The organism is Methylomonas sp. EFPC3 (genome assembly GCF_029643245.1).
Lineage (GTDB): Bacteria > Pseudomonadota > Gammaproteobacteria > Methylococcales > Methylomonadaceae > Methylomonas > Methylomonas koyamae_B.
The window spans coordinates 3308460-3328679 of record NZ_CP116398.1 but is presented as its reverse complement, the minus strand read 5'-3'; the positions used below and the strand labels follow the sequence as shown (position 1 = coordinate 3328679).

Genomic DNA, 20220 nt, shown 5'->3' with positions numbered 1-20220 from the left:
GCTATTCTACTTGAAAAGCGCGATTCTACCCTGAATATAAGCAAACATTTACTCACATTAGGCGAAAAGCTATGAACAGAAAAATTGGCATTTTGGCAACGATATTCATTGCATTGGCCTTGACCCTGGGCGGCATCCAAGAAGCCCAAGCCAAACGCATGGGCGGCGGCAAATCCTTTGGCAGCCGTCCGAGCTACAGCGCTCCGTACCAACGTTCTACAACGCCGAACGACTTGGGCAACCAGACCGCGCGTTCGGCCAGCCAAACGCAGGCAGCCGCGCAAAACCAGGCCGCGCGCCAAAGTTGGGCCGGCCGCGGCGGTATGATGGGTATGCTCGGCGGCTTGGCCCTGGGGGGGCTGTTAGGCTCGCTGTTTTTTGGCGGCGCGTTTGAAGGCTTGAACCTGATGGATATGCTGGTATTCGCCGGCATCGCATTTCTGTTGTATCGCTTGTTTGCCGCCAAGGCCGGCCAGCAGACTGCAGCCAGCGGCGCTTTCAGCCAAGCCGATAGCCGGCGGGAGCCTCAGTATTACCGGGAAAATCAAACCGGAAACAACGGTCCGGCCGGTTTCAATACCGACGTGTTGTTCGGTAACAATAAAACGGGCGGCGGCAACGGCTTCCAAACCGCAGCCCCGGCAAGCGCTTTGCCGGCAGGATTCGACCAAGCAGCGTTCCTGAACGGTGCCGAAAAAGCCTATCGTTATCTGCAAGCCGCCTGGGACAACCGCGATCTGGCTGAGATTCGGGGCTTGACCACCGATAAAGTCTTCGCCGAAATTCAGCAGCAATTGCAGGCGTCCGGCGAGTCGAACCGAACCGAGATATTGTCGTTGAAGGCGGAGTTGCTTGAAGCGCGCGAAGCCGGTACCGAGCAGGAAGCCGCGGTACTGTTCGAAAGCCTGATCCGCGAAAATGGCGGCCAGCCCGAAAGCGTCCGCGAAGTCTGGCACTTCGTCAAACCCAAAAACAGCAGCCAAACCCGTTGGTTCCTGGACGGTATCCAACAAATCGAGGAGTAATGATGGTTGCGGCGAACAGCGAGCAGATCAAGCGGCGCTATGACAGGCTGGCACCTTGGTTTGACAGCCTGGAAGGTATTCTCGAAGGCTTGCTGTTTCGCCGCCTGCGTAAAAAACTATGGTCGCAGGCCGGCGGCAACCACATATTGGAAGTGGGTGTCGGCACCGGAAAGAATTTTGGGTTTTATCCGGACGGCGCCCGAATCACCGGCATCGACTTCAGCCCGAAGATGCTGGAACAAGCGCAACGCAAACGCCAACGCCAGCAAATCGCCGTCGATCTGACGCAGATGGATGTCCAGGCGCTGGATTACGCTGACAACAGCTTCGATACGGTGATCGCCAGCTTTGTATTCTGCTCAGTGCCGAAACCTCGCCGCGGCTTAAAAGAACTGTATCGGGTCTGCAAACCGGGCGGGCAGGTTCTGTTACTGGAACACGTACTCAGTTCCAACCGCTACATGGCGTTCATGATGAATCTGCTGAATCCGCTGATCGTCAGAACCCTGGGCGCCAATATCAACCGGGAAACGCTGAAAAACGTGCAAGCCTGCCCGTTTCGGAACGTTTACATCGACCCGGCCAGCAGCGACATGATCAAACTGATCCGGGCCGTAAAATAGCTGTCCGGGCTTGGCGCCGGAACATCCAAGCCGCTAGATTCCGCCAATCTAGCGAAATCGATCAGTCCGCCATGTGCCAGGTTGCCGGGTTTTTATAACACCCGGATTGCCCAGTTCCTAGCAAACGCTGCCAAATAACGGGTTCAGCCTCCCCAGCTTAAGCGTTTCGCGGTTTGGCCCGGCCGGCGCTGCGCTTAGTCGGAGTTAGTCCCGGCAAACGCTTATGCTAAGGCCTCGAATTTGGCAACGGCCGTTGCGAAACCGTCAGGCACCACGGTTGCGCTTTGAACGTCGCCGTCTAAAATGCGTTTGGGCTTTTAATCGAATTTACCGGCTATGGCGAATTGCGCGAAGATGATTGGGGACATACGCTCGATTCTATTGCTATGTGCCGCCTTTAGCCAAACCCGGCAGGTACACGCCGGCGACGAGTCGCTGGACCGGCTGAAAACCTTATCGCTGCAGGAGTTGACTGCCACCACGGTTTCGCTGGCAGCCAAGAGCCAGCAAACGCTGCAAGAGGCCGCCGCTGCAGCCTACGTAATCAGTAACGAGGAAATCCGGCGCTCCGGTATGCAATCGATTCCTGAAATTCTGCGCAAAGTTCCCGGCCTGGAAGTGGCGCGGGTCGACGCCAACCAGTGGGCCATTACCAGCCGCGGTTTCAATGGGGCTTTCGCCAACAAATTACTGGTCATGGTCGACGGCCGCACCGTTTACGATCCATTCAATTCCGGTGTGTATTGGAACGAACAGGATTATCCTTTAGAGGACATAGATCGCATCGAAGTGATTCGCGGCCCCGGCGCAACGATGTGGGGGTCGAATGCCGTTAACGGCGTGATCAACATCGTGACCCGTACTGCGCAGGAATCGCAGGGAACACTGGTATCTGCCGGCGCCTCGCACGAAGAGCCGGGGTTCGGCACATTGCGTTACGGCGGCCAACTCAACCCGGATCTGCATTATCGGGTTTACGGCAAATACAACCACCGGGACGACTTTCATTTCAGCGACGGCAGCAAAGCTTCCGACAACTTGGATCTGGGCCGCGCCGGCTTTAGAAGCGACTGGACCCCGAATGCTCAGGAAACCCTGACGTTGCAGGGCGACTATTTCAACGGCACCATGCAACAAACCTTAACTGGCGCCGACGCCGCAATGCCCGACCGGATGCAAAAGCAGGGCGGCAATCTGCTGCTACGCTGGCAACGCACCTTGGCCAACGGTAACCGCGTACAGATCCGCAGTTATTTCGATCACGCCACCCGCCAACAAATGCGTCTGGATCACCGCCGCGACACCTTCGATTTCGATGTGCAACACAGCTTCCATTGGCGTAGCCATGCTACGACCTGGGGAGCCGGCTACCGATTCAACAGCGATCAACTCACGCAAAAACTGGCACTGTTAACATTCGATCAAGCCCGGCGCGACTTACACCTGTTCAACCTCTTCGCCCAAGACGAGTGGCGGCCGTTCGGCGACGCTTGGCGGCTGATTTACGGCGGCAAACTCGAGCATAACGACTTTACCGGCTTCGAACTGCAACCGACTGCACGGCTATTATGGAGTCCGGATCAGCAACATAGCGTTTGGGCGGCGGTTTCCCGGGCGGTAAGAGTACCGTCTCGGGTCGAGCACGACCTGAACTTGCTTTACAACTTCGCCCCCGGCGTGACAACCAACATCCGTGGCGGCGACAGCTTCAAGTCCGAAACGGCGCTCAGTTACGAACTGGGTTACCGCTTCTTCCCCAACCGTTCGTTCAATCTGGACACGACACTGTTCTACTGCGATTACGCCCGCCTGAGCACAACCGAGCCTCAAACTCCGATCATTGGCGTAGGCGGCGTATTAATCCCATACCAAATCGCGAATATGGCCCAAGGCGAAACCTACGGCTGGGAAACCGCGCTGAATTGGCGCGCCTCCGAGTTTTGGCGCCTGCAAGGCAGTTATAGCTTGTTCGGTATGGCTATCCACAAAGATCCGCAAAGCTTGGATAGCGCTGCCGCCATCGCCGAAGGCAACAGCCCACGCCAGCGCTTCAATCTGAGCGCTTACATCAATTTGCCCAACCAGTTGGAATTCGACAGTCACTGGTACTATACGGATAGACTCGCCAACGGCGTTTCTGCCTATCATAGGTTGGATTTGCGGCTGGGCTGGCAACCCAGCCTGCATCTGGAACTCGCCGCCGGCGTCCAGAATCTGCTGGACAATCGCCATCTGGAGTTCATTCCGCCGCAGGATAACCCGGTGCTGAGCAGCGAAATGGAACGCAATTATTATCTCAAAGCCACATTGCGCTTCTGAATGCGACTGCCATCAAATCGCCTTATATTGCCGAGCCATCCCGTGACCGCATTCATGCGGCGGATTGCATTGCTGATTTTGAGCGCAATCGTCTGCACGTTTTCTACGCCGAGTCCGGCTCAGCAATTCAACGAAACCGAATTGAAGGCCGCATATCTTTATAACTTTGCCTACTTCATTACCTGGCCGGAGCCGGCCGCCCCCGAATTTTTGTTTTGCAGCTATGCCAACACCCCGGTTACCGCAATTCTGTCGCGATTAATCGATGGCGAAAAAGTACATGACCGGCCGATCCGGCTACTGATCGATCCGTTACCCGAACAGTTGCACGAATGCCATATCGTGTTTATTCCGGTGCAACAGGAACGGGTTCTGGCGACCACGCTGGACTATATCCACGCATTTCCGGTTTTGACCGTGAGCGATATTCCCGACTTCGACCAACGCGGCGGCATGGTGCGCCTGACGACAGAAGACCGGAGGATTCAACCGGTCATTCATTTGCAAAACGTTTCGCGCGCCAGGCTCTCGGTCAGTTCCAAGCTGTTGCGCAGTTCCCGGATTGCCGAATAATCATGGCAATCGGCGCCTTGTTCTCCTCCGGCTCCATCCGCCGCAAAATCTTCGCGATCGCCGCGTTCACGGCCTTATTGACGGCATTACTTACGCTGTTGTTGTTTTTGAGTACCGATTACCGCCACCAGAAATTGAAGCTGTTGGAACAAAGCCGGGTACTGTCGAAAATGCTCGCCAGCAATGTGTCGGCAGCGATCGTCTACCGTGATCCGAACACGGCCGAGGAAATTCTGTCGGCACTGAAAGAGAAAACCGACGTTCTGGACGCATACCTGTTTACCGAGGATCGCCAATTGTTCGCCGTCTACCATAACAAGGCCGCAGCAGGCCGGCAGCAAGCGGATTCCGGATTACAGGACCAATTCCGCCGTCAATTTGACCAATACCTGCAACAAGGCAAAGACCACGCTTTCAGTAGCGACACGCTGGAATTGGTCGTTCCGGTCAGGGTCGACCAGCGCCGGATCGGCTTCGTCGCGCTGCATCTGTCGCTTGCGGCATTGCAACAAAGTTTCCGCTATACCGTGTTAGAAGCATTGGGGGCCATGGCATTGGCGATCTTAATCGCGGTGCTTCAAGCCCGCTGGCTGGGCGCGAAAATCAGCCGGCCCTTGCTGCAATTGACCGCCAACATCGAACAGATCAGCCGCGACAACACGTTCGATGCCCGTCTGCAGGTGGAGAGTAAGGACGAAACCGGGGTTTTGATCAAGACCTTTAACTCGATGCTAGACAAACTGGAACGGCAGGAACACAACAAAAACGCGCTAATCGTCAACCTATCCCAGGCAAAGTGGGAGGCGGAACGAGCCAGCCGCGCCAAAACCGAATTCCTCTCGCGGATGAGCCACGAATTTCGCACCCCATTGAATGCTGTAATCGGCTTTAGCCAGCTGTTGGCTGGCGATTCCGAACACCCGTTGAACGCCGAACAGCAGGATTCCACTCGCCACATCCTTGATGCCGGGCTACATCTGCTGGACTTGGTCAGCGAATTGCTGGATTTGGCCGCGGTCGAGAGCGGCAAATTGACGCTGAATATTGCCAGCGTCGCCTGCCGGCCTTTGGTCGCCGAATGTTTGGAATTAATTCGCCGGCAAGCCGAAGCGCGCGGAATTCAAATTACCAGTCGAGTCCCTGGCCAGGAGATTTTGGCTGCGGCCGACCGGGTGCGCTTGAAACAATGTTTGTTGAACCTGCTCTCGAACGCAGTGAAATACAATCGGCCGCAGGGCCACATTACATTAGGTATGGAACTTGAAAAGCAGCGGCTGCGGATTTGGGTGGCAGACAGCGGAGCAGGCATTGCCCCTGAGCAATTCGACCTGCTGTTTCAACCGTTCAGCCGCTTCCACCACGACCAGGATTTGATCGAAGGTACCGGCATCGGCCTGTTACTGACCAAGCACATGGCAGAATTGATGGGTGGGGAATTGGAAGTGGAAAGCCGACTGGGTCAAGGCAGCAAATTTACGCTGGTACTAAACCGCGCGGCTGAGTTCGGGACTGGGGAACCGGGGCATTAACCAATAGCTGTGGTCAATCCTCAGTGCTTAACCCTATCGGGCGGCACGATCGCCCGATAGGTCCGGCGAAAATCAACGTACGGCGTTGACGGTCCGCTCCAGTTCTTCCCGGCTCATATGCCGCACATCCTTGCCTTTGACCATGTAGATCACCTGTTCGCAGACGTTGCAAGCGTGATCGCCGATGCGTTCCAGCGCCCGGGCAGCCCACAACATATCCAAGGCGCGGGTGATATTGCGCGGATTTTCCATCATTTGCGTGATCAACTGGCGGGTGATACTGGTGTATTCGCGGTCCACCTTGGCGTCCTGCTCGGTAATCGCAATCACTTCTTCGACGTCGTTGCGGGCGTAGGCGTCCAGCGCGCCGTTCAACATTTCTTTGACCAGATTCAGCAAATGCTCGATTTCGTAGTATTTGTCCTGGTAATAGTCAGCCCCTTCCAGACGCATCGTCATTTTGGCGATCCGTGCCGCTTCGTCGCCAATCCGTTCCAGATCGGTGATGATCTTGATCGTCGCGATCAACATCCGCAAATCGAAGGCAGCCGGCTGACGCTTGGCCATGATTTCGGTGCATTCGTGGTCGATGTCTTTTTCCATATCGTTGACTTGTTGGTCCTGCTGTACCACTTTTTCGGCATTCTCCATGTCATAACCCATGAAGGCCTTGGTCGCCAAGTCCACTTGTTGCTCGACCAATCCGCCCATCGACAGGACTTTGTTGCGGATGTCCTCCATCTCCTCATTGAATTGGCGGGAGATGTGTTGTTTGATTTTGCTGCTATCCATTGTTTACCTCCTAACCGTACCTGCCGGTAATGTAATCTTCAGTTTGTTTTTTTGCCGGGTTGGTAAACAACTCGCTGGTTTCACCAAATTCGATCAATTCGCCCATGTACATGAAGGCGGTGTAGTCAGACACCCGTGCCGCCTGTTGCATGTTATGGGTGACGATAACGATCGTGTATTTTTCTTTCAATTCGTTGATCAGTTCTTCGATCTTCAGAGTAGATATGGGATCCAGCGCCGATGCCGGCTCGTCGAGCAGGATCACTTCCGGCTCGATCGCAATGGCACGGGCAATCACCAGCCGCTGCTGCTGGCCGCCGGACATACCCAACGCATTGTCGTTCAACCGGTTTTTCACCTCGTCCCACAACGCCGCGCCGCGCAGGGATTTTTCAACCACCTCGTCGAGAATGTGGCGGTCGTTAATGCCCTGAATCCGTAAGCCGTAGGCCACGTTCTCGTAGATCGTCTTCGGAAACGGGTTCGGCTTTTGAAACACCATGCCGACCCGGCGCCGTAAAGCGGCGACGTTAACCGACTTGTCGTAGATATCTTCCCCGTCCAACAGAATTTTGCCCTGGATGCTGACGCCGTCCACCAAGTCGTTCATTCGGTTGATGCAACGCAACAGCGTCGATTTGCCGCAGCCGCTAGGACCAATGTAGGCCGTGACTTTCCGGCGCGGCATTTCCATATTGACGCTATGCAAGGCCTGCTTCTGGCCGTAGAACAGATTCAGGTCTTCCACCTTGATACAGGTTTCGGTCTTTTCGGACGCGTTACGGTCGTCTCGATTCAACGCGCTGATATCGATGGCGTGAGTTTTGGTTTGGGCTGTGGTCATAATCCAAGGTTCCGGATAAGCGAGCGATATTAATTTTCCAGCGCACGATATTTTTCGCGCAGGTTATTGCGGATGGTGATGGCGAACATGTTCAGGCCGACGATGACCATCACCAAAAGCAGTGAGGTGGCATACACCAGGGGCCGCGCCGCCTCGACGTTCGGGCTTTGGAAGCCGACGTCGTAGATATGGAAGCCCAAGTGCATGAATTTACGGTCCAGATGCAAATAAGGGAAATTGCCGTCCAGCGGCAAGGTGGGGGCCAGTTTAACGACGCCGACCAGCATCAATGGCGCCACTTCGCCGGCGGCGCGGGCCACGGCCAGAATCAAGCCGGTCATTATGGCCGGGCTGGCCATCGGCAACACGGTGCGCCACAAGGTCTCGGCCTTGGTCGCGCCCAGTGCCAGGCTACCTTCGCGTATCGATTTCGGAATCCGCGACAAACCTTCTTCAGTGGCAACGATGACGACCGGCAAAGTCATCAAGGCCAGCGTCAGCGAGGCCCATAGCAGGCCGGGCGTACCGAACACCGGGGCCGGCGCGGCTTCCGGAAAAAACAGGCGGTCGATGTTGCCGCCGATGATGTAAACGAAAAAGCCGAGCCCGAATACGCCGTAAACGATGGACGGCACGCCGGCCAGATTGTTGACGGCGATCCGGATGATCCGGGTCACGAAACCCTGCTTGGCATATTCGCGCAAATAAACCGCGGCGATGACGCCGAACGGCGTCACCACCACCGCCATCAGCAACACCATCAGTACGGTACCGAATATCGCCGGAAATATGCCGCCTTCCGTGTTGGCTTCGCGCGGCTCGTCGCTGACGAAGGTGACGAAGTTGCGGACGTACTCGACCATTTTATCCAGGCCGCTCATCGCATTGGGTTGAGTCAGTTTGACGATGCGGTGCAGCGGCAGATTGATTTCCCGGCCGCCGCCTTCCACCGCGACCAAACTGGCGCGCTTCATTTCCTTGTTCAGCTTGGCCAACTGGGCCTGAATTTCCTGGTACTGTTGTTGGTAAGCCTGTTTCTGAGCGGCGAACTCTTGGGCGTGGCCGTCGTTCCATTCGCCTTTTAATTCCAGGGCGCGCTGTTTCAAGCGCAAGCGCTCCAGGCCGTAGTTGATGGCACCGACGTCCTTGTCCTGCAGCACGTCGATCTGTTCGTGCAATTCCAGCGCGGCCGCCAATTTTTCCTGAGCAACGGCCAGCGCGGCTTCACCTTCGGCGATGATGTTGCCGTCTTCCTTGACCGCCTTCAGCCTACCGTAGAAGTTACCCCATTCGCGGCGTTCGACGCTAATCAAATCCGCGGGCTCGGCTTTCTGTTTGATGTACTGTTGCTGAATCCAGCGGAAATCGCTGCCCAAAATATCGCGGTTACCGGTTTTAACCAGAAATTGCTCCAGATACTCGGCGCCGTTCAGTACCTGATGACCGGCAGCTTTGGCCTGCGCGGCCGGCAACAGCGAGGTGTCGACCTGTTCGCCGATGATGGTCGAACGGCCGTTTTGGTCCTCGTATTGGTACTCGACGATGTCGGCCGGCCAAAAATGACCTAAGCCGCGTAACGCAATCAATAACAAGAGCCCCACAACCAACACCAGGTTGATCGTCACCGCGCCGGCAGTCAACCAAATCCAGGGCGAACCGCTTTTAAACCATTCTTTGATCATAGTGAACTGTATTTCTGTCTGAGATTTTGCCGAACCAATTCGGCCAGCGTATTGACGACGAAGGTGAACACGAACAATACCAGCGCCGCTAAAAACAACACCCGGTAATGGGTACTGTTGACTTCCGATTCCGGCATTTCCACCGCAATATTGGCGGACAAGGTGCGCAATCCCTGAAAAATACTCAAATCCATCACCGGCGTGTTCCCGGTCGCCATCAGCACGATCATGGTTTCGCCCACCGCCCGGCCGAAGCCGATCATCACCGCGGAGAAAATACCGGGACTTGCGGTCAGCAACACGACTTTGGTCATCGTCTGCCATGGCGTCGCCCCCAAAGCCAGCGAACCGGTGGTCAAATGTTTTGGTACGCTAAAAATAGCGTCCTCGGCGATCGAGAAAATCATCGGAATCACGGCAAAGCCCATGGCCAAGCCGACCACCAACGTATTGCGCTGGTCGTAACCGATACCGAATTCCTCGCGCATCCAGACTCGCAAATCGCCGTGGAAAAACCAGGCTTCGAAGCTGGGCGCCAATTCAAACGCCAACCAGGCGCCGAAGATCACGACCGGTATTAAAACGATGGCGTCCCAACCGTCAGGGATTTTAAGACGAGTCGGTTCCGGAACCTGCTGCCACAGGTAAGCGAATACCATCACCGACAATGGCACCACCATCAGCATCGCGAAAATTCCGGCGAGATGGGATTCGACGAACGGCGCCAGCCATAAGCCGGCCAGAAAACCCAAAATCACGGTCGGTAATGCGCCCATGATCTCGATACCGGGCTTCACGTACTGCCGCACCCGCGGCGCCATGAAATAACCGGTGTAGATCGCGCCGAACAAAGCCAGCGGAATTCCCATGAGCATCGCGTAAAACGAAGCCTTCAAGGTGCCGAACACCAGCGGCGTCAGGCTCATTTTCGGTTCGAAATCGTTGCTGGCCGACGAAGATTGCCAAATGTAGTCGGGCTTCGGATAACTTTCGTACCAGACTTTGCTCCAGAGCGATTTCAGCGAAATCTCCGGATGCTCGTTTTCCAGGCGCCAACTCAGCACTTTGCCGCTAGCGTCTTCAACCAAAAAATAATCGGCTTTTGGAGATAAGGCCAACACCTGCGGCGCGGACTGCAGTAATTTGGTATTGACTAACTCACGCTCGGCCGTCGAGTTGTATACCGCCAATTGTCCCGCGTTGTCGATCGCCAACATGCCGCGGCGGCGCTGTTCGGCGCTAACCGCTACGATAGGGTTGTCGGCCAACTTGAAGCTGCGCAGCTTTTGCATGTTGACGTAGTTCTGGTCGTTACGGACCAAGGACCATTGCGCCAGTTCGCCCTTGGAATCGCCAACCAACAACGAGTTTTCGCCGTTCAAGAATTCCATACTGGAAATTTCCTGACCGTTCTCAACCAGATTCAACTTGTGCTTGACCACGGGCGCCGAGGCGTCACTGACATCGACCACGGTGATGCTTTGGCGGCTGGCTAAATACAGATTGCGCTGTTCTTTATCGAGCAACAGAAATTCGATGTCGTCGCCGGCCACGTCCAATACGGTATCGCTGGCTTCCAACGTCACTTCGTCATCGAACATCGACTCCTTTTTAGTGAGCCGGCTCAACAACACGCGGTTATCGGCCGTTTTCGCCACCAACGTGCTACGGTCGTCTGCTACCGCCAGAGTGATTTTGGCCAAAGGCTGCCCAGATTTATCAATAGTCAGCGCTTGGTTGCCCAATGGATAACTGAGCGAAGGCGTAATCAGGCGCTTGCCGTCCGGATAGCTCAATTTATATTCGTGTTTGACCACCACCGCCCGGCCATCCGATAAGCCGTATGCCACCACGCCTTTGTCGATGCTGGCGTGGGCGAAACTGGCTATTTGGCCGTTTTCCGGCAGCGCTACGGCTTCGCTGCTAACGATCGCGCCGCTCTCTATATTGAAAAAAACCGCTTTGCCGGCATCGGTAAATCTGACTGCAAGCTGGTTTTGTTCCTCGATGGCCGCGAACAGCGTTTTGCCCATTTCCACGCCCGGAACGTTATAGCCACCGTTATCGGCAGCCCTGAGCTGTGCCGGCAAAAGCAACGGAAATACGACATACAACAGGTAAAAGAAAATCAGCACCACCGCCACGATAATACTCAACCCGCCGACCACCACGCCCCGCGCCGCTAATTTGTCTTTAACCAAACGCCAACGCTGGTAACTATCGCTGGTGGCTGTTTGAAACAGCGTCGGTTTGCTTTGAGTGGTTCGGGATTCAGTCATAACTGGACATCACAAAATTTGCGGGGGAAACGCACCGGAATGCTTACAAAAACAAAAAAGCCGATAATTTACACGCAATTATCGGCTTCGTTATTATACAAGATCAACCGCAATTGATTGGCGGCTACAAATAAGGGCGGCGATTTTTCGCGCCAGTCCTTTGAAGCGTCCCTGCATAAATTGTCCCTGATCAGGCCGGTCCTTGGCTTGATAAATCACTGAATTAAAGTTAACGCTTTTTCAACTGCTTTTGCCGGCAACGGAATGTAGCCGTCTTTGATCACGACTTGCTGACCGGTTTTGGACAACACCATTTTTATGAACTCCTTCTCCAGCGGCGCCAACGGTTCGTTCGGTTTTTTGTTGACATAGACATAGAGAAAGCGCGACAGCGGATAAGCGCCGGAAGTCGCATTTTCCGGAGAGGCTTCGACAAAGGCTTCGCCATCTTTACGCGCCAGCGCCACGGCTTTCACACCGGAAGTCGAATAGCCGATACCCGAATAACCGATACCGTTGGCAGAGGTGGTAACAGATTGCACCACCGATGCCGAACCGGGTTGCTCGTTAACGTTGCTTTTGAAATCGCCTTTGCACAGTGCTTCGTCTTTGAAGAAACCGTAAGTACCGGAAACAGAATTACGACCGTACAACTGAATCGGCCGGCTGGCCCAGGCACCGGTCAGACCGGCTTGGCCCCAAGTCGTAATATCGTTGGCGCCGCCGCATTTACGGGTTGACGACATGATCGCGTCGACTTGCGGAATGCTTAAGCCTTTGACCGGGTTGTCCTTGTTGACGAATACGGCCAACGCGTCGATCGCAACCGGAATCGCGGTCGGCTTATAGCCGTATTTGCTTTCGAAATCGTCGATTTCGTTGTCTTTCATTTTCCGGCTCATCGGACCCAGGTTGGATGTACCTTCGGTCAGAGCCGGCGGCGCGGTTGAAGAACCCGCCGCTTGAATTTGGATGTTGACGTTGGGGTAAATCTTGCCGAATTCTTCGGCCCACAAAGTCATCAGGTTCGCCAAAGTATCAGAGCCGACGCTGGACAGGTTGCCGGAAATACCGCTCGCTGCGGAGTATTCCGGAAGAGCCGCATCCAAAGTTGCGGGGGCAGCCGCGGCCTCGCCGGCCAACAATGCGGCGGAGGCGAAACCCAATCCCATAACCAGCGATTTCAGCTTGAATGTTTTATTCATATATTTTCTCGAAAATGTTTAAAACCAAGATCAGTGTGCCAAAGTGACATGACAATACTATGAAGCAAATATGACAGTTTTGTGACAAAACTTAAGGAATTGTAAGCGCAACCGAGGTTTTAACCAAAAACCCGATCCGGATCGGGCGTATCGACGCGGCGCAATTTCAAAAAACGGTAACTGAAGTCCACCTGACTGTCGTTTTCGATCTCTTCCCGACTGAGTTCCTGCCATTGGCGCCGATCGATATCCGGAAAAAAGGTATCGCCGCTAAAGCTGCGCTCAATCTCGGTCAAATAAAGGTAATCGGCAACCGGCAACAAGGCTTGGTACAAGGTGGCGCCGCCAATCACGAATACCTCGTCCCGATCAGCCAAGTCTCTGAGCGCAGCCTCGATATCGGTAAACACCCGACATTGCGGCGCTTCATACTCGGCACTGCGGCTGATGACGATATTTTCCCGACCCGGCAAAGCCTTACCGATGGCCTCGAAGGTCTTGCGTCCCATCAACACCGGCGAGCCCATCGTGATTTGTTTGAAGCGTTTCAAATCGGCGGAGAGATGCCAAGGCATCCGGCCGTTCAGACCAATGGCGTTGTTGCTGGCCTTTGCCACAATTAGTGATAATTTCATGCCAAATACTTAAGATGCGGATTCAATCCGTAACCCGACATGATACTAGAAACGCCGAATATGAATAAAAACATCCTGCTGGTGTTCACCGGCGGCACCATAGGTTCGCAAGTGACGGGCAGCATCGTCGACACGTCGGCCGCCGCCGGTTTCAAACTGCTGGCATTGTTCGCCGACCACTACCCCGAGGCAGGTTCGATAACGTTCAAGTCTCAGCAACCTTTGCAAATCCTCAGCGAAAACCTGCATACCCAACACTGGCCGCAGATCATTGCGGCAATCGAAGCCGAGGACCTAAATCAATTCGACGGCATTATCGTTACCCACGGTACCGATACCCTGGCATTTAGCGCCGCGGCATTGGGACTGTATTTCCATAAGTTACCGATTCCGCTGTTGCTGGTCTCGAGCGATTTGCCACTGGACAGTCCGCAGGCCAACGGTTTAGCCAATTTTTGCTGCGCGGTGGAGTTCATCCGGCGCGGTGGTCAACCTGGGGTATACGTACCGTACCGCAATCCCGGACAGGACCAGCAAGTCCATCTGGCAACCCGGCTCTCGTCCTGCCTGCCGTTAAGTAGCGACTTCATCAGCATCCAATCGCAGCCGTTTATGCGCTTCAGTGACGGACGGTTCGAAACGCTGGCGCAGCCGGATAGCTCAAGCCGTCAATCGGCCAACTTGAAACCCGATTTTTCGGCGCGAATTCTGTTGGTAAGGCCCTATCCCGGTCTCGACTACACCGCGTTCAATCCCGAAGGATTCGATGTGGTGCTGCACGACCTATACCATTCCGGCACGGCCTGCGCATCCAATAGCGCTGGCGACCGATTCAGCTTGGTCGCATTTATCCGCAAATGCCGGGAAAAAGGCCGGAAAGTTTATTTGGCTCCGGCCTTACGATCGGAAAGCGCTTATGCCTCGACCAGCGATTTGATCGCTGCCGGGGCGGAGATGGTCTGGAATATGAGTTTGGAGGCGACTTACGCCAAACTAATGTTGGCGCTCGGCAATTTTACCGAGTCTGAGCAAGTATCGGAGTTTTTACGGCTGGATCTGGCTTACGAACATGTCCAGCCTGCCTGAAATAAACGTGGAAGCGGCCACGGTCCAACGGCCGCTTCCCTGGACGGTTTATTGTTTAGGCTGGGGCTTGGTCGTCAGCACTTTGGCGTCTGGTCCCATTGCCACCGAGTAATCAGTCGAGGAAACCACGTTCTGGCTGGCGATATCGACCACCCGCAAGGAGACATAAACGTTATCGCGTCCCGGCGCGTAGGAACCAATCACAATCGCTTTAGCACCGACGTTATTTAAAGCTTCCTTGGTTTTTTCCGGCAATTCCAGAATGCCGGCTTCATTTTTGGCAAAAATCTCGGTCGGCAGCTCCATACCCATCACCCGGTAACCGGAACGATGCAGCGCCGAAGAAAGCTGGTCGGAAATGATCCTGCCGAATGGCAGGGTTTGGCCCATGTCGTCGACGTTGACCAGGGAATTGATCACGACCAGACTGCCTTTAGGCAAGGGCTGGCGCAAATCGGCCAGCAGCCAGCCGATCGCATCGTAGCTGACTTCGACCAAGTCGTCGTCGTCAATGCTGCTCGAGTAGTAGTAAAGCCGGCTGCAACCGCTCAAAACGGTCAAACCTGCCAACATCAACACCATTAATTTTTTCTTGAGCATGTAGCCTCTCCCCTGGAAATTGTGGGCTTTAATCAGAGCTTAAAACTATAGGCCAGTCAATCGATAAATGCCGAATTGGCGGTAAATTTTGCACCGAATTGCAACTTACATCCTGAAATCTACTGACCGCTTTCGGTGACGATCACGCCGATACCGTTTTTCTGCAGCAGTTCCTTAATCGTGGAGACGCTGGCAGGGTTATCGTACGGCCCCACTTTGACTCGATGCCAAATCACGTTGCCGACTTTGGCTTTTTCGACCCGCGACTCGATGCCGAGTAAGGCCAGTTTGGCTTTGTGACGTTCGGCTTCAGCCGCCTCCCTGAACGAACCGGCCTGCATGATGTATTTGGCAGCCTTGGTTTTGCCGACCAACTGCTCGCGGACCCGGGTTTTGATTTCATAGTCCGGCACCACGACTTCCGCCTGCGGCAGAATCGTATAAAAATCGTAACGCGGCTCTTCCGGTTCGACCGGTTTTTCCGTTTCGGCGGCGGTTTGGGGTTTTAGCGGCAACTCTTGCTTTTTCGGTTCGGCGGCGGGCTGGGTTTCCGGGTTGGGCTTGCCGGCGACCAATTCCGGCACCAGCTTACCGATCATATTCAAAAACACCACGAAGGCCGCTATCAGCATAATCACCAACAGCCAGCGCCATAACGCAACCGACGACGACTGCTTCGGCTTCCGCCGGCCGGCGCCGTAATTGGGGCTTTGTACGCGGTGCTTGTAATCTCTGGCCATTTACATCGCTTCGGGTGTATTGATTTTCAGCAGCGACATGGCATTGGCCAACACTTGCCGGACCGCGCAAACCAGGTTGATCCGGGCATTGCACAGCTTGTCGTCGTCGACCAAAAATTGGTGGGCGTTATAGTAACTATGGAATTGGTTGGCCAATTCGCGCAGATATTGAATCAATTGGTGCGGTTCGTAGTTCAACGCCGCCCGCTCCAGCGTTTCCGGATATCTGGACAATGTCGTCAACAGCGCGCTTTCCTGTTCCTCGACCAACAGATTCAGATGCTGCATGCCCAGCAGCGGATCGCGTTGGCGACCTTTTTCGTCCAGTTGGCGCAACACGCTGCACACCCGGGCATGCGCATACTGTACGTAATAGACCGGATTTTCGTTGGTTTTGGAGGTCGCCAGTTTCAAGTCGAAATCCATGTGCTGCTCGGACTTGCGCATCACATAGAAAAAACGGCAGGCGTCTTTGCCGACTTCGTTACGCAGTTGGCGCAAGGTGACGAATTCACCGGAACGGGTCGACATCTGCACTTTTTCGTCGCCGCGGTAGAGTACGGCAAATTGCACCAGCAACACTTTAAGTTTGGAATCGTCGGCACCCAGGGCCTGCATCGCGGCTTTGACCCGCGGAATATAGCCGTGGTGGTCGGCGCCCCAGATATTGACGATCTTGTCGAAGCCCCGATCCAGCTTGTTCATGTGGTAAGCGATATCGGACGCAAAATAGGTAGTTTGACCGTTGTCGCGCACTACCACCCGATCTTTTTCGTCGCCCAATCGGCTGGAAGCGAACCAGGTCGCCCCTTCCTGCCGGTACAGAAACCCTGCCTCGTCCAAACGCTGTAGCGCCCGGTCAATGGATTGGTCGTCCATCAACGAACGTTCCGAGAACCAACACTGATAACCGACGCCGAACTCGGCAAGGTCGTCTTTGATATCCAGCAAGATCTCGTTCAGGCCGGCTTGAAACACTTGCTCGTAGGCTTCCGGCCCCAACAACGTTTTAGCGCGTTCGATCAGCGCGTCGATATGCTTTTCCTTATCGCCGCCTTGCGCTTCGTCAGCCGGTAAATCCGCCAAAACCTGTGCGGCTGGCTGGCGGTACTTGTCGCCGGCGCTTCTGTGCAAATTGGCGGAAATATCTCTAACGTATTCGCCTCGGTAGCCGTTACTCGGAAAAGGCAATACTTCGCCGCAGGCTTCCAGGTAACGCAACCAGACGCTGGCCGCCAGAATATCCATTTGCCGGCCGGCGTCGTTGACGTAGTATTCACGCTCGACGCTGAAACCGGCCGCTTCCAACAGGTCGGCTACTGCGGAACCATAGGCGGCACCGCGGCCGTGGCCGACATGCAATGGCCCGGTCGGATTGGCGGAGACAAACTCGACTTGCACCCGCTGCCCGGCTCCAATCCGGCTCAGGCCGAAGCCGTCGCCTTGCTCCAGCACTTGGCGCACGATCTGGAACTGGCTATCAGGATTGATGAAAAAGTTGATGAATCCGGGCCCGGCGATCTCGACTTTGACCACTGCCGGGTCGGCAGGCAAGGCCGCGACGATTTTTTCAGCGAGTTGGCGCGGGTTTTGTTTGGCCGGTTTGGCCAGCAGCATCGCCAGATTGGTAGCGAAATCGCCGTGTTGCGGGTCTTTGGTGCGTTCTAATTGAATTTGGGCAATGAAATCGTTTTCGAGAATACCTTGAGTTTTGATACCTGCAACTGCCTGTTGTAAAAGGGATTCCAGCTTTTGTTTCATCGGGTCGGAGAATGGGGATTTGTCGGAAAATTGCCCGCATTATCCATGAAAAACAATTTATTGGCTAGGACGCGCACCGAACAGCGCCGTGCCGATCCTAACCATGGTGGCGCCTTCGGTGACCGCGGCCAGCAGATCGCCGCTCATGCCGAACGAAAACGTATCCAGCTGCGGTAGGTGCAATGCCGTTGCCGCCTGGTACAGGCGTCGGTAAGGAATGCGCTGCGTTTCGAAATCGGCCGCCGGCTCAGGAATAGCCATTACGCCGCGCAAACGCAGACGCGGCAATTGTTCCACTTGCACAACCAAATCCGGCAACTCGGCCAGACCGACGCCGGATTTGGTAGCTTCGTCGCTGATATTGACTTGCAGGCAGATATTCAGCGGCGGCAAATAATCCGGGCGCTGCTCGCTGAGACGCTCGGCGATTTTGAAACGGTCGACGCTGTGCACCCAAGCGAAATGCGTGGCTATCGGCCGGGTTTTGTTGGATTGGATCGGGCCGATGAAATGCCAACTGATATCGAACGCGGCCAGTTGTTGCTGCTTCTTCAGCGCTTCCTGCAAATAATTTTCGCCGAAATGGCGCTGACCCAATCGATAAGCCGCGGCCAGGTCGGCCGCCGGTTTGGTTTTGCTGACGGCAAGCAATTGCACGCTACCCGGCAGGCGCCCGGCGGCGATTTCGGCATCGCGCAATTGGGCGCGGACCGCTGCAAAACGCCCGGCGATACTAACCATCGTTCTCGGCTGCGCGGTCGCGCCGGGTTATTAACCTGGAGAACAACAGGCCCGACTCGAACAACAACCACATCGGCACCGCCAACAAGGTTTGGGACAAGGCGTCGGGCGGCGTCAGAAACATCGCCACCACAAACACGCCGACGATCACATAAGGCCGTTTTTCCGCCAAGGATTCCGGACTGATGATGCCGGTCCAGACCAGCACGATGGTCAGCACCGGAATTTCGAAGGCCAGGCCGAACGCAAAAAACATCGCCAACACGAAATCCAAATAGGTGGCGATGTCGGTCATTACGGCGACCCCGGCCGGGGCGGCCGCCGTCAGGTAGGAAAATACCAACGGGAACACCAAAAAGTAGGCAAACGCCGCGCCGCCGTAAAACAATACCGTGCTGGCCAGCAACAGCGGCGCCACCATCATTTTCTCGTGGCGGTACAAGCCCGGCGCGACGAAGCCCCAAAACTGATAAAGGATGAAAGGGATGCTGGCGAACACGGCGACGACAAACGCCAGTTTAAACGGCGTAAAAAACGGCGAAGCCACGTCTATCGCAATCATGGAACTGTTTTTCGGCATATGCTGCAACAGCGGATCGGCCAAAAAAGCATAGATCTCGTTGGCGTAACTGGCGGTGCCGACAAACACCAGCAATACGCAGAGCACCATCTTTAACAGACGGTCGCGCAGTTCGACCAGATGGCTGAAAAAAGACTGTTCGTTATCCGGCTGAACTTGGTTTGTCATCGTGTTGATCGGTTTCGGTCGCAGCTTGAATGCTGAAATTGACGTCGTCGACAGCCGAGCGGGTCTCGTCTATAACTTTTTGTACTTCGCCGGCGATGTTTTGCTGCATCAGTTGCCGCATCTCTTCAGCGGCCAGCTCCTGCTTGATTTCCGCCTTGGCGACTGCCAGCACACTACGTGCCTTACCGACCCATAGCCCGGCCAAGCGGGCAGCTCTGGGCAATTTTTCCGGGCCCAATACCAATAAAGCCACCAAGCCGACCATCAGCAATTCGGAAAAACCGACATCGAACATAGTCGCGTTACACCTTGTCTTTTTCTTTACTGGAGACTTCGCCTTCCAGCACATCGTCTTCCTTATTGGCCAGCGTTTTGTCTTCGCCGCCTTCCTTTACAGCATTGCGGAAACCTCTGATGGCCTCGCCAAGGTCGGCGCCGACATTTTTCAAACGCTTGGTGCCGAACACCAACACGACAATCACCAACACCACCAATAAATGCGGAATACTAAAACCCATTACCTACTCCTGCTGTTTGCCTATTTGAGAGCTGCGTTGCGCTTTTTCCTGCAGACCGGACAAACCGAAACGCCGCTGCAGCTCGTTGATCACCTGTTCCGGCCCGAGTTCCTGGTGCGCCAACAAGACCATGGAGTGAAACCACAGATCGGCCACTTCGTAAACGATCTTATCTTTATCGCCGTCTTTCGCCGCCATTACCGTTTCCGTGGCTTCTTCACCGATTTTTTTCAAAATATGGTCCAAACCTTTGGCGTACAAGCTTGCTACATAAGATTGATCGGCCGATTGCTGTTTGCGCTGCTCCAGCACCAATGCCAATTGCTGTAAAACGTCGTTCATGACTGTTGATCTCGATTGCGAACGGGCTGAATCATAGCATGACGCCCAAAGTGCCGGAAAAACTGCGGACAAAAAAAACCTCCCAATGCTTGCGCAGAGGGAGGCAAGAAAACCAGCGGAGTGCTTGAAAGGAGGTTACCGCTCGTTAATTACAACACCAGGAGGTAGTTACAAATTC

General features: G+C 54.9%; 20 protein-coding genes. 6 read left to right on the top strand and 14 right to left on the bottom strand.

The window, feature by feature from the left end; genetic code table 11:
- Positions 1-71 precede the first annotated feature (71 nt).
- The 5 genes from PL263_RS14860 (at position 72) to PL263_RS14840 (ending at position 6069) form a co-directional block, all read left to right on the top strand.
- Complete coding sequence (locus tag PL263_RS14860; protein ID WP_278210075.1) at positions 72-1025, top strand: Tim44-like domain-containing protein; 954 nt, start codon at positions 72-74, stop codon at positions 1023-1025.
- Complete coding sequence (locus tag PL263_RS14855; RefSeq protein WP_278210074.1) at positions 1025-1648, top strand: methyltransferase domain-containing protein; 624 nt, start codon at positions 1025-1027, stop codon at positions 1646-1648. Before PL263_RS14860 ends, PL263_RS14855 begins: the two co-directional genes overlap by 1 nt.
- Before the next feature lie 354 nt (positions 1649-2002).
- A complete protein-coding gene (locus tag PL263_RS14850) occupies positions 2003-3967 on the top strand; it encodes a TonB-dependent receptor (protein WP_278210073.1) in 1965 nt (654 codons plus the stop codon).
- Between the two features lie 42 nt (positions 3968-4009).
- The gene (locus PL263_RS14845) at positions 4010-4540 is read left to right on the top strand and encodes a YfiR family protein (RefSeq protein WP_278210072.1); all 531 of its coding nucleotides are present in this window, start codon (positions 4010-4012) and stop codon (positions 4538-4540) included.
- A 2-nt stretch (positions 4541-4542) separates the two neighbouring features.
- Positions 4543-6069 (top strand): ATP-binding protein, encoded by a 1527-nt coding sequence (locus tag PL263_RS14840; protein WP_278210071.1) that lies wholly within the window; start codon positions 4543-4545, stop codon positions 6067-6069.
- Positions 6070-6141: 72 nt separating this feature from the next.
- Here PL263_RS14840 and phoU read toward each other — a convergent pair whose 3' ends face one another.
- The 6 genes from phoU to PL263_RS14810 form a co-directional block, all read right to left on the bottom strand.
- On the bottom strand, positions 6142-6861 hold the full coding sequence (phoU, locus tag PL263_RS14835) for a phosphate signaling complex protein PhoU (RefSeq protein WP_278210070.1): 720 nt from the start codon (positions 6859-6861) through the stop codon (positions 6142-6144).
- 10 nt (positions 6862-6871) lie between these two features.
- Positions 6872-7705: a phosphate ABC transporter ATP-binding protein PstB gene (pstB, locus tag PL263_RS14830; protein ID WP_140911971.1), complete on the bottom strand. Its 834-nt coding sequence runs from the start codon at positions 7703-7705 to the stop codon at positions 6872-6874.
- 29 nt (positions 7706-7734) lie between these two features.
- Positions 7735-9387: a phosphate ABC transporter permease PstA gene (gene pstA / locus PL263_RS14825; RefSeq protein ID WP_278210069.1), complete on the bottom strand. Its 1653-nt coding sequence runs from the start codon at positions 9385-9387 to the stop codon at positions 7735-7737.
- Positions 9384-11666, bottom strand: a complete 2283-nt coding sequence (locus tag PL263_RS14820; RefSeq protein WP_278210068.1) for an ABC transporter permease subunit — start codon at positions 11664-11666, stop codon at positions 9384-9386. The genes pstA and PL263_RS14820 overlap by 4 nt, the downstream gene beginning before the upstream one ends.
- A gap of 215 nt (positions 11667-11881) precedes the next feature.
- On the bottom strand, positions 11882-12871 hold the full coding sequence (locus PL263_RS14815) for a phosphate ABC transporter substrate-binding protein PstS family protein (RefSeq protein WP_278210067.1): 990 nt from the start codon (positions 12869-12871) through the stop codon (positions 11882-11884).
- Positions 12872-12990: 119 nt separating this feature from the next.
- On the bottom strand, positions 12991-13506 hold the full coding sequence (locus tag PL263_RS14810) for a dihydrofolate reductase (RefSeq protein WP_278210066.1): 516 nt from the start codon (positions 13504-13506) through the stop codon (positions 12991-12993).
- 60 nt (positions 13507-13566) lie between these two features.
- Here PL263_RS14810 and PL263_RS14805 point away from each other — a divergent pair, with 60 nt between their 5' ends.
- Positions 13567-14592: an asparaginase domain-containing protein gene (locus PL263_RS14805; protein ID WP_278210065.1), complete on the top strand. Its 1026-nt coding sequence runs from the start codon at positions 13567-13569 to the stop codon at positions 14590-14592.
- A gap of 48 nt (positions 14593-14640) precedes the next feature.
- Here the strand turns inward: PL263_RS14805 and PL263_RS14800 are convergent, their stop codons facing one another.
- The 8 genes from PL263_RS14800 to PL263_RS14765 all read right to left on the bottom strand — a co-directional run bounded on the left by PL263_RS14800 (position 14641) and on the right by PL263_RS14765 (position 20042).
- Complete coding sequence (locus tag PL263_RS14800) at positions 14641-15192, bottom strand: FlgO family outer membrane protein (RefSeq protein ID WP_278210064.1); 552 nt, start codon at positions 15190-15192, stop codon at positions 14641-14643.
- Positions 15193-15311: 119 nt separating this feature from the next.
- Positions 15312-15932 (bottom strand): SPOR domain-containing protein, encoded by a 621-nt coding sequence (locus PL263_RS14795; protein WP_278210063.1) that lies wholly within the window; start codon positions 15930-15932, stop codon positions 15312-15314.
- Positions 15933-17693, bottom strand: coding sequence for an arginine--tRNA ligase (argS, locus tag PL263_RS14790; protein ID WP_278210062.1), 1761 nt, complete (start codon positions 17691-17693; stop codon positions 15933-15935). It abuts the gene before it with no gap.
- Between the two features lie 57 nt (positions 17694-17750).
- The gene (locus tag PL263_RS14785; RefSeq protein WP_278210061.1) at positions 17751-18434 is read right to left on the bottom strand and encodes a YggS family pyridoxal phosphate-dependent enzyme; all 684 of its coding nucleotides are present in this window, start codon (positions 18432-18434) and stop codon (positions 17751-17753) included.
- Positions 18427-19182 (bottom strand): twin-arginine translocase subunit TatC, encoded by a 756-nt coding sequence (tatC, locus tag PL263_RS14780; protein WP_278210060.1) that lies wholly within the window; start codon positions 19180-19182, stop codon positions 18427-18429. The genes PL263_RS14785 and tatC overlap by 8 nt, the downstream gene beginning before the upstream one ends.
- On the bottom strand, positions 19157-19477 hold the full coding sequence (gene tatB / locus PL263_RS14775) for a Sec-independent protein translocase protein TatB (protein WP_140911982.1): 321 nt from the start codon (positions 19475-19477) through the stop codon (positions 19157-19159). The genes tatC and tatB overlap by 26 nt, the downstream gene beginning before the upstream one ends.
- 7 nt (positions 19478-19484) lie before the next feature.
- Complete coding sequence (tatA, locus tag PL263_RS14770) at positions 19485-19700, bottom strand: Sec-independent protein translocase subunit TatA (protein WP_140911983.1); 216 nt, start codon at positions 19698-19700, stop codon at positions 19485-19487.
- Between the two features lie 3 nt (positions 19701-19703).
- On the bottom strand, positions 19704-20042 hold the full coding sequence (locus PL263_RS14765; protein ID WP_278210059.1) for a phosphoribosyl-ATP diphosphatase: 339 nt from the start codon (positions 20040-20042) through the stop codon (positions 19704-19706).
- Positions 20043-20220 lie beyond the last annotated feature (178 nt).

Bases quoted from the DNA above. Each gene is read 5' to 3' on its own strand.
- PL263_RS14805 (WP_278210065.1), top strand. From the start codon at position 13,567: ATGAATAAAAACATCCTGCTGGTGTTCACCGGCGGCACCATAGGTTCG.
- PL263_RS14795 (WP_278210063.1), bottom strand. From the start codon at position 15,932: ATGGCCAGAGATTACAAGCACCGCGTACAAAGCCCCAATTACGGCGCC.
- PL263_RS14810 (WP_278210066.1), bottom strand. From the start codon at position 13,506: ATGAAATTATCACTAATTGTGGCAAAGGCCAGCAACAACGCCATTGGT.
- PL263_RS14815 (WP_278210067.1), bottom strand. From the start codon at position 12,871: ATGAATAAAACATTCAAGCTGAAATCGCTGGTTATGGGATTGGGTTTC.
- PL263_RS14840 (WP_278210071.1), top strand. From the start codon at position 4,543: ATGGCAATCGGCGCCTTGTTCTCCTCCGGCTCCATCCGCCGCAAAATC.
- phoU (WP_278210070.1), bottom strand. From the start codon at position 6,861: ATGGATAGCAGCAAAATCAAACAACACATCTCCCGCCAATTCAATGAG.
- PL263_RS14855 (WP_278210074.1), top strand. From the start codon at position 1,025: ATGATGGTTGCGGCGAACAGCGAGCAGATCAAGCGGCGCTATGACAGG.
- PL263_RS14860 (WP_278210075.1), top strand. From the start codon at position 72: ATGAACAGAAAAATTGGCATTTTGGCAACGATATTCATTGCATTGGCC.
- PL263_RS14820 (WP_278210068.1), bottom strand. From the start codon at position 11,666: ATGACTGAATCCCGAACCACTCAAAGCAAACCGACGCTGTTTCAAACA.
- argS (WP_278210062.1), bottom strand. From the start codon at position 17,693: ATGAAACAAAAGCTGGAATCCCTTTTACAACAGGCAGTTGCAGGTATC.
- tatC (WP_278210060.1), bottom strand. From the start codon at position 19,182: ATGACAAACCAAGTTCAGCCGGATAACGAACAGTCTTTTTTCAGCCAT.
- pstB (WP_140911971.1), bottom strand. From the start codon at position 7,705: ATGACCACAGCCCAAACCAAAACTCACGCCATCGATATCAGCGCGTTG.
- PL263_RS14800 (WP_278210064.1), bottom strand. From the start codon at position 15,192: ATGCTCAAGAAAAAATTAATGGTGTTGATGTTGGCAGGTTTGACCGTT.
- pstA (WP_278210069.1), bottom strand. From the start codon at position 9,387: ATGATCAAAGAATGGTTTAAAAGCGGTTCGCCCTGGATTTGGTTGACT.
- PL263_RS14850 (WP_278210073.1), top strand. From the start codon at position 2,003: ATGATTGGGGACATACGCTCGATTCTATTGCTATGTGCCGCCTTTAGC.
- tatA (WP_140911983.1), bottom strand. From the start codon at position 19,700: ATGGGTTTTAGTATTCCGCATTTATTGGTGGTGTTGGTGATTGTCGTG.
- tatB (WP_140911982.1), bottom strand. From the start codon at position 19,477: ATGTTCGATGTCGGTTTTTCCGAATTGCTGATGGTCGGCTTGGTGGCT.
- PL263_RS14785 (WP_278210061.1), bottom strand. From the start codon at position 18,434: ATGGTTAGTATCGCCGGGCGTTTTGCAGCGGTCCGCGCCCAATTGCGC.
- PL263_RS14765 (WP_278210059.1), bottom strand. From the start codon at position 20,042: ATGAACGACGTTTTACAGCAATTGGCATTGGTGCTGGAGCAGCGCAAA.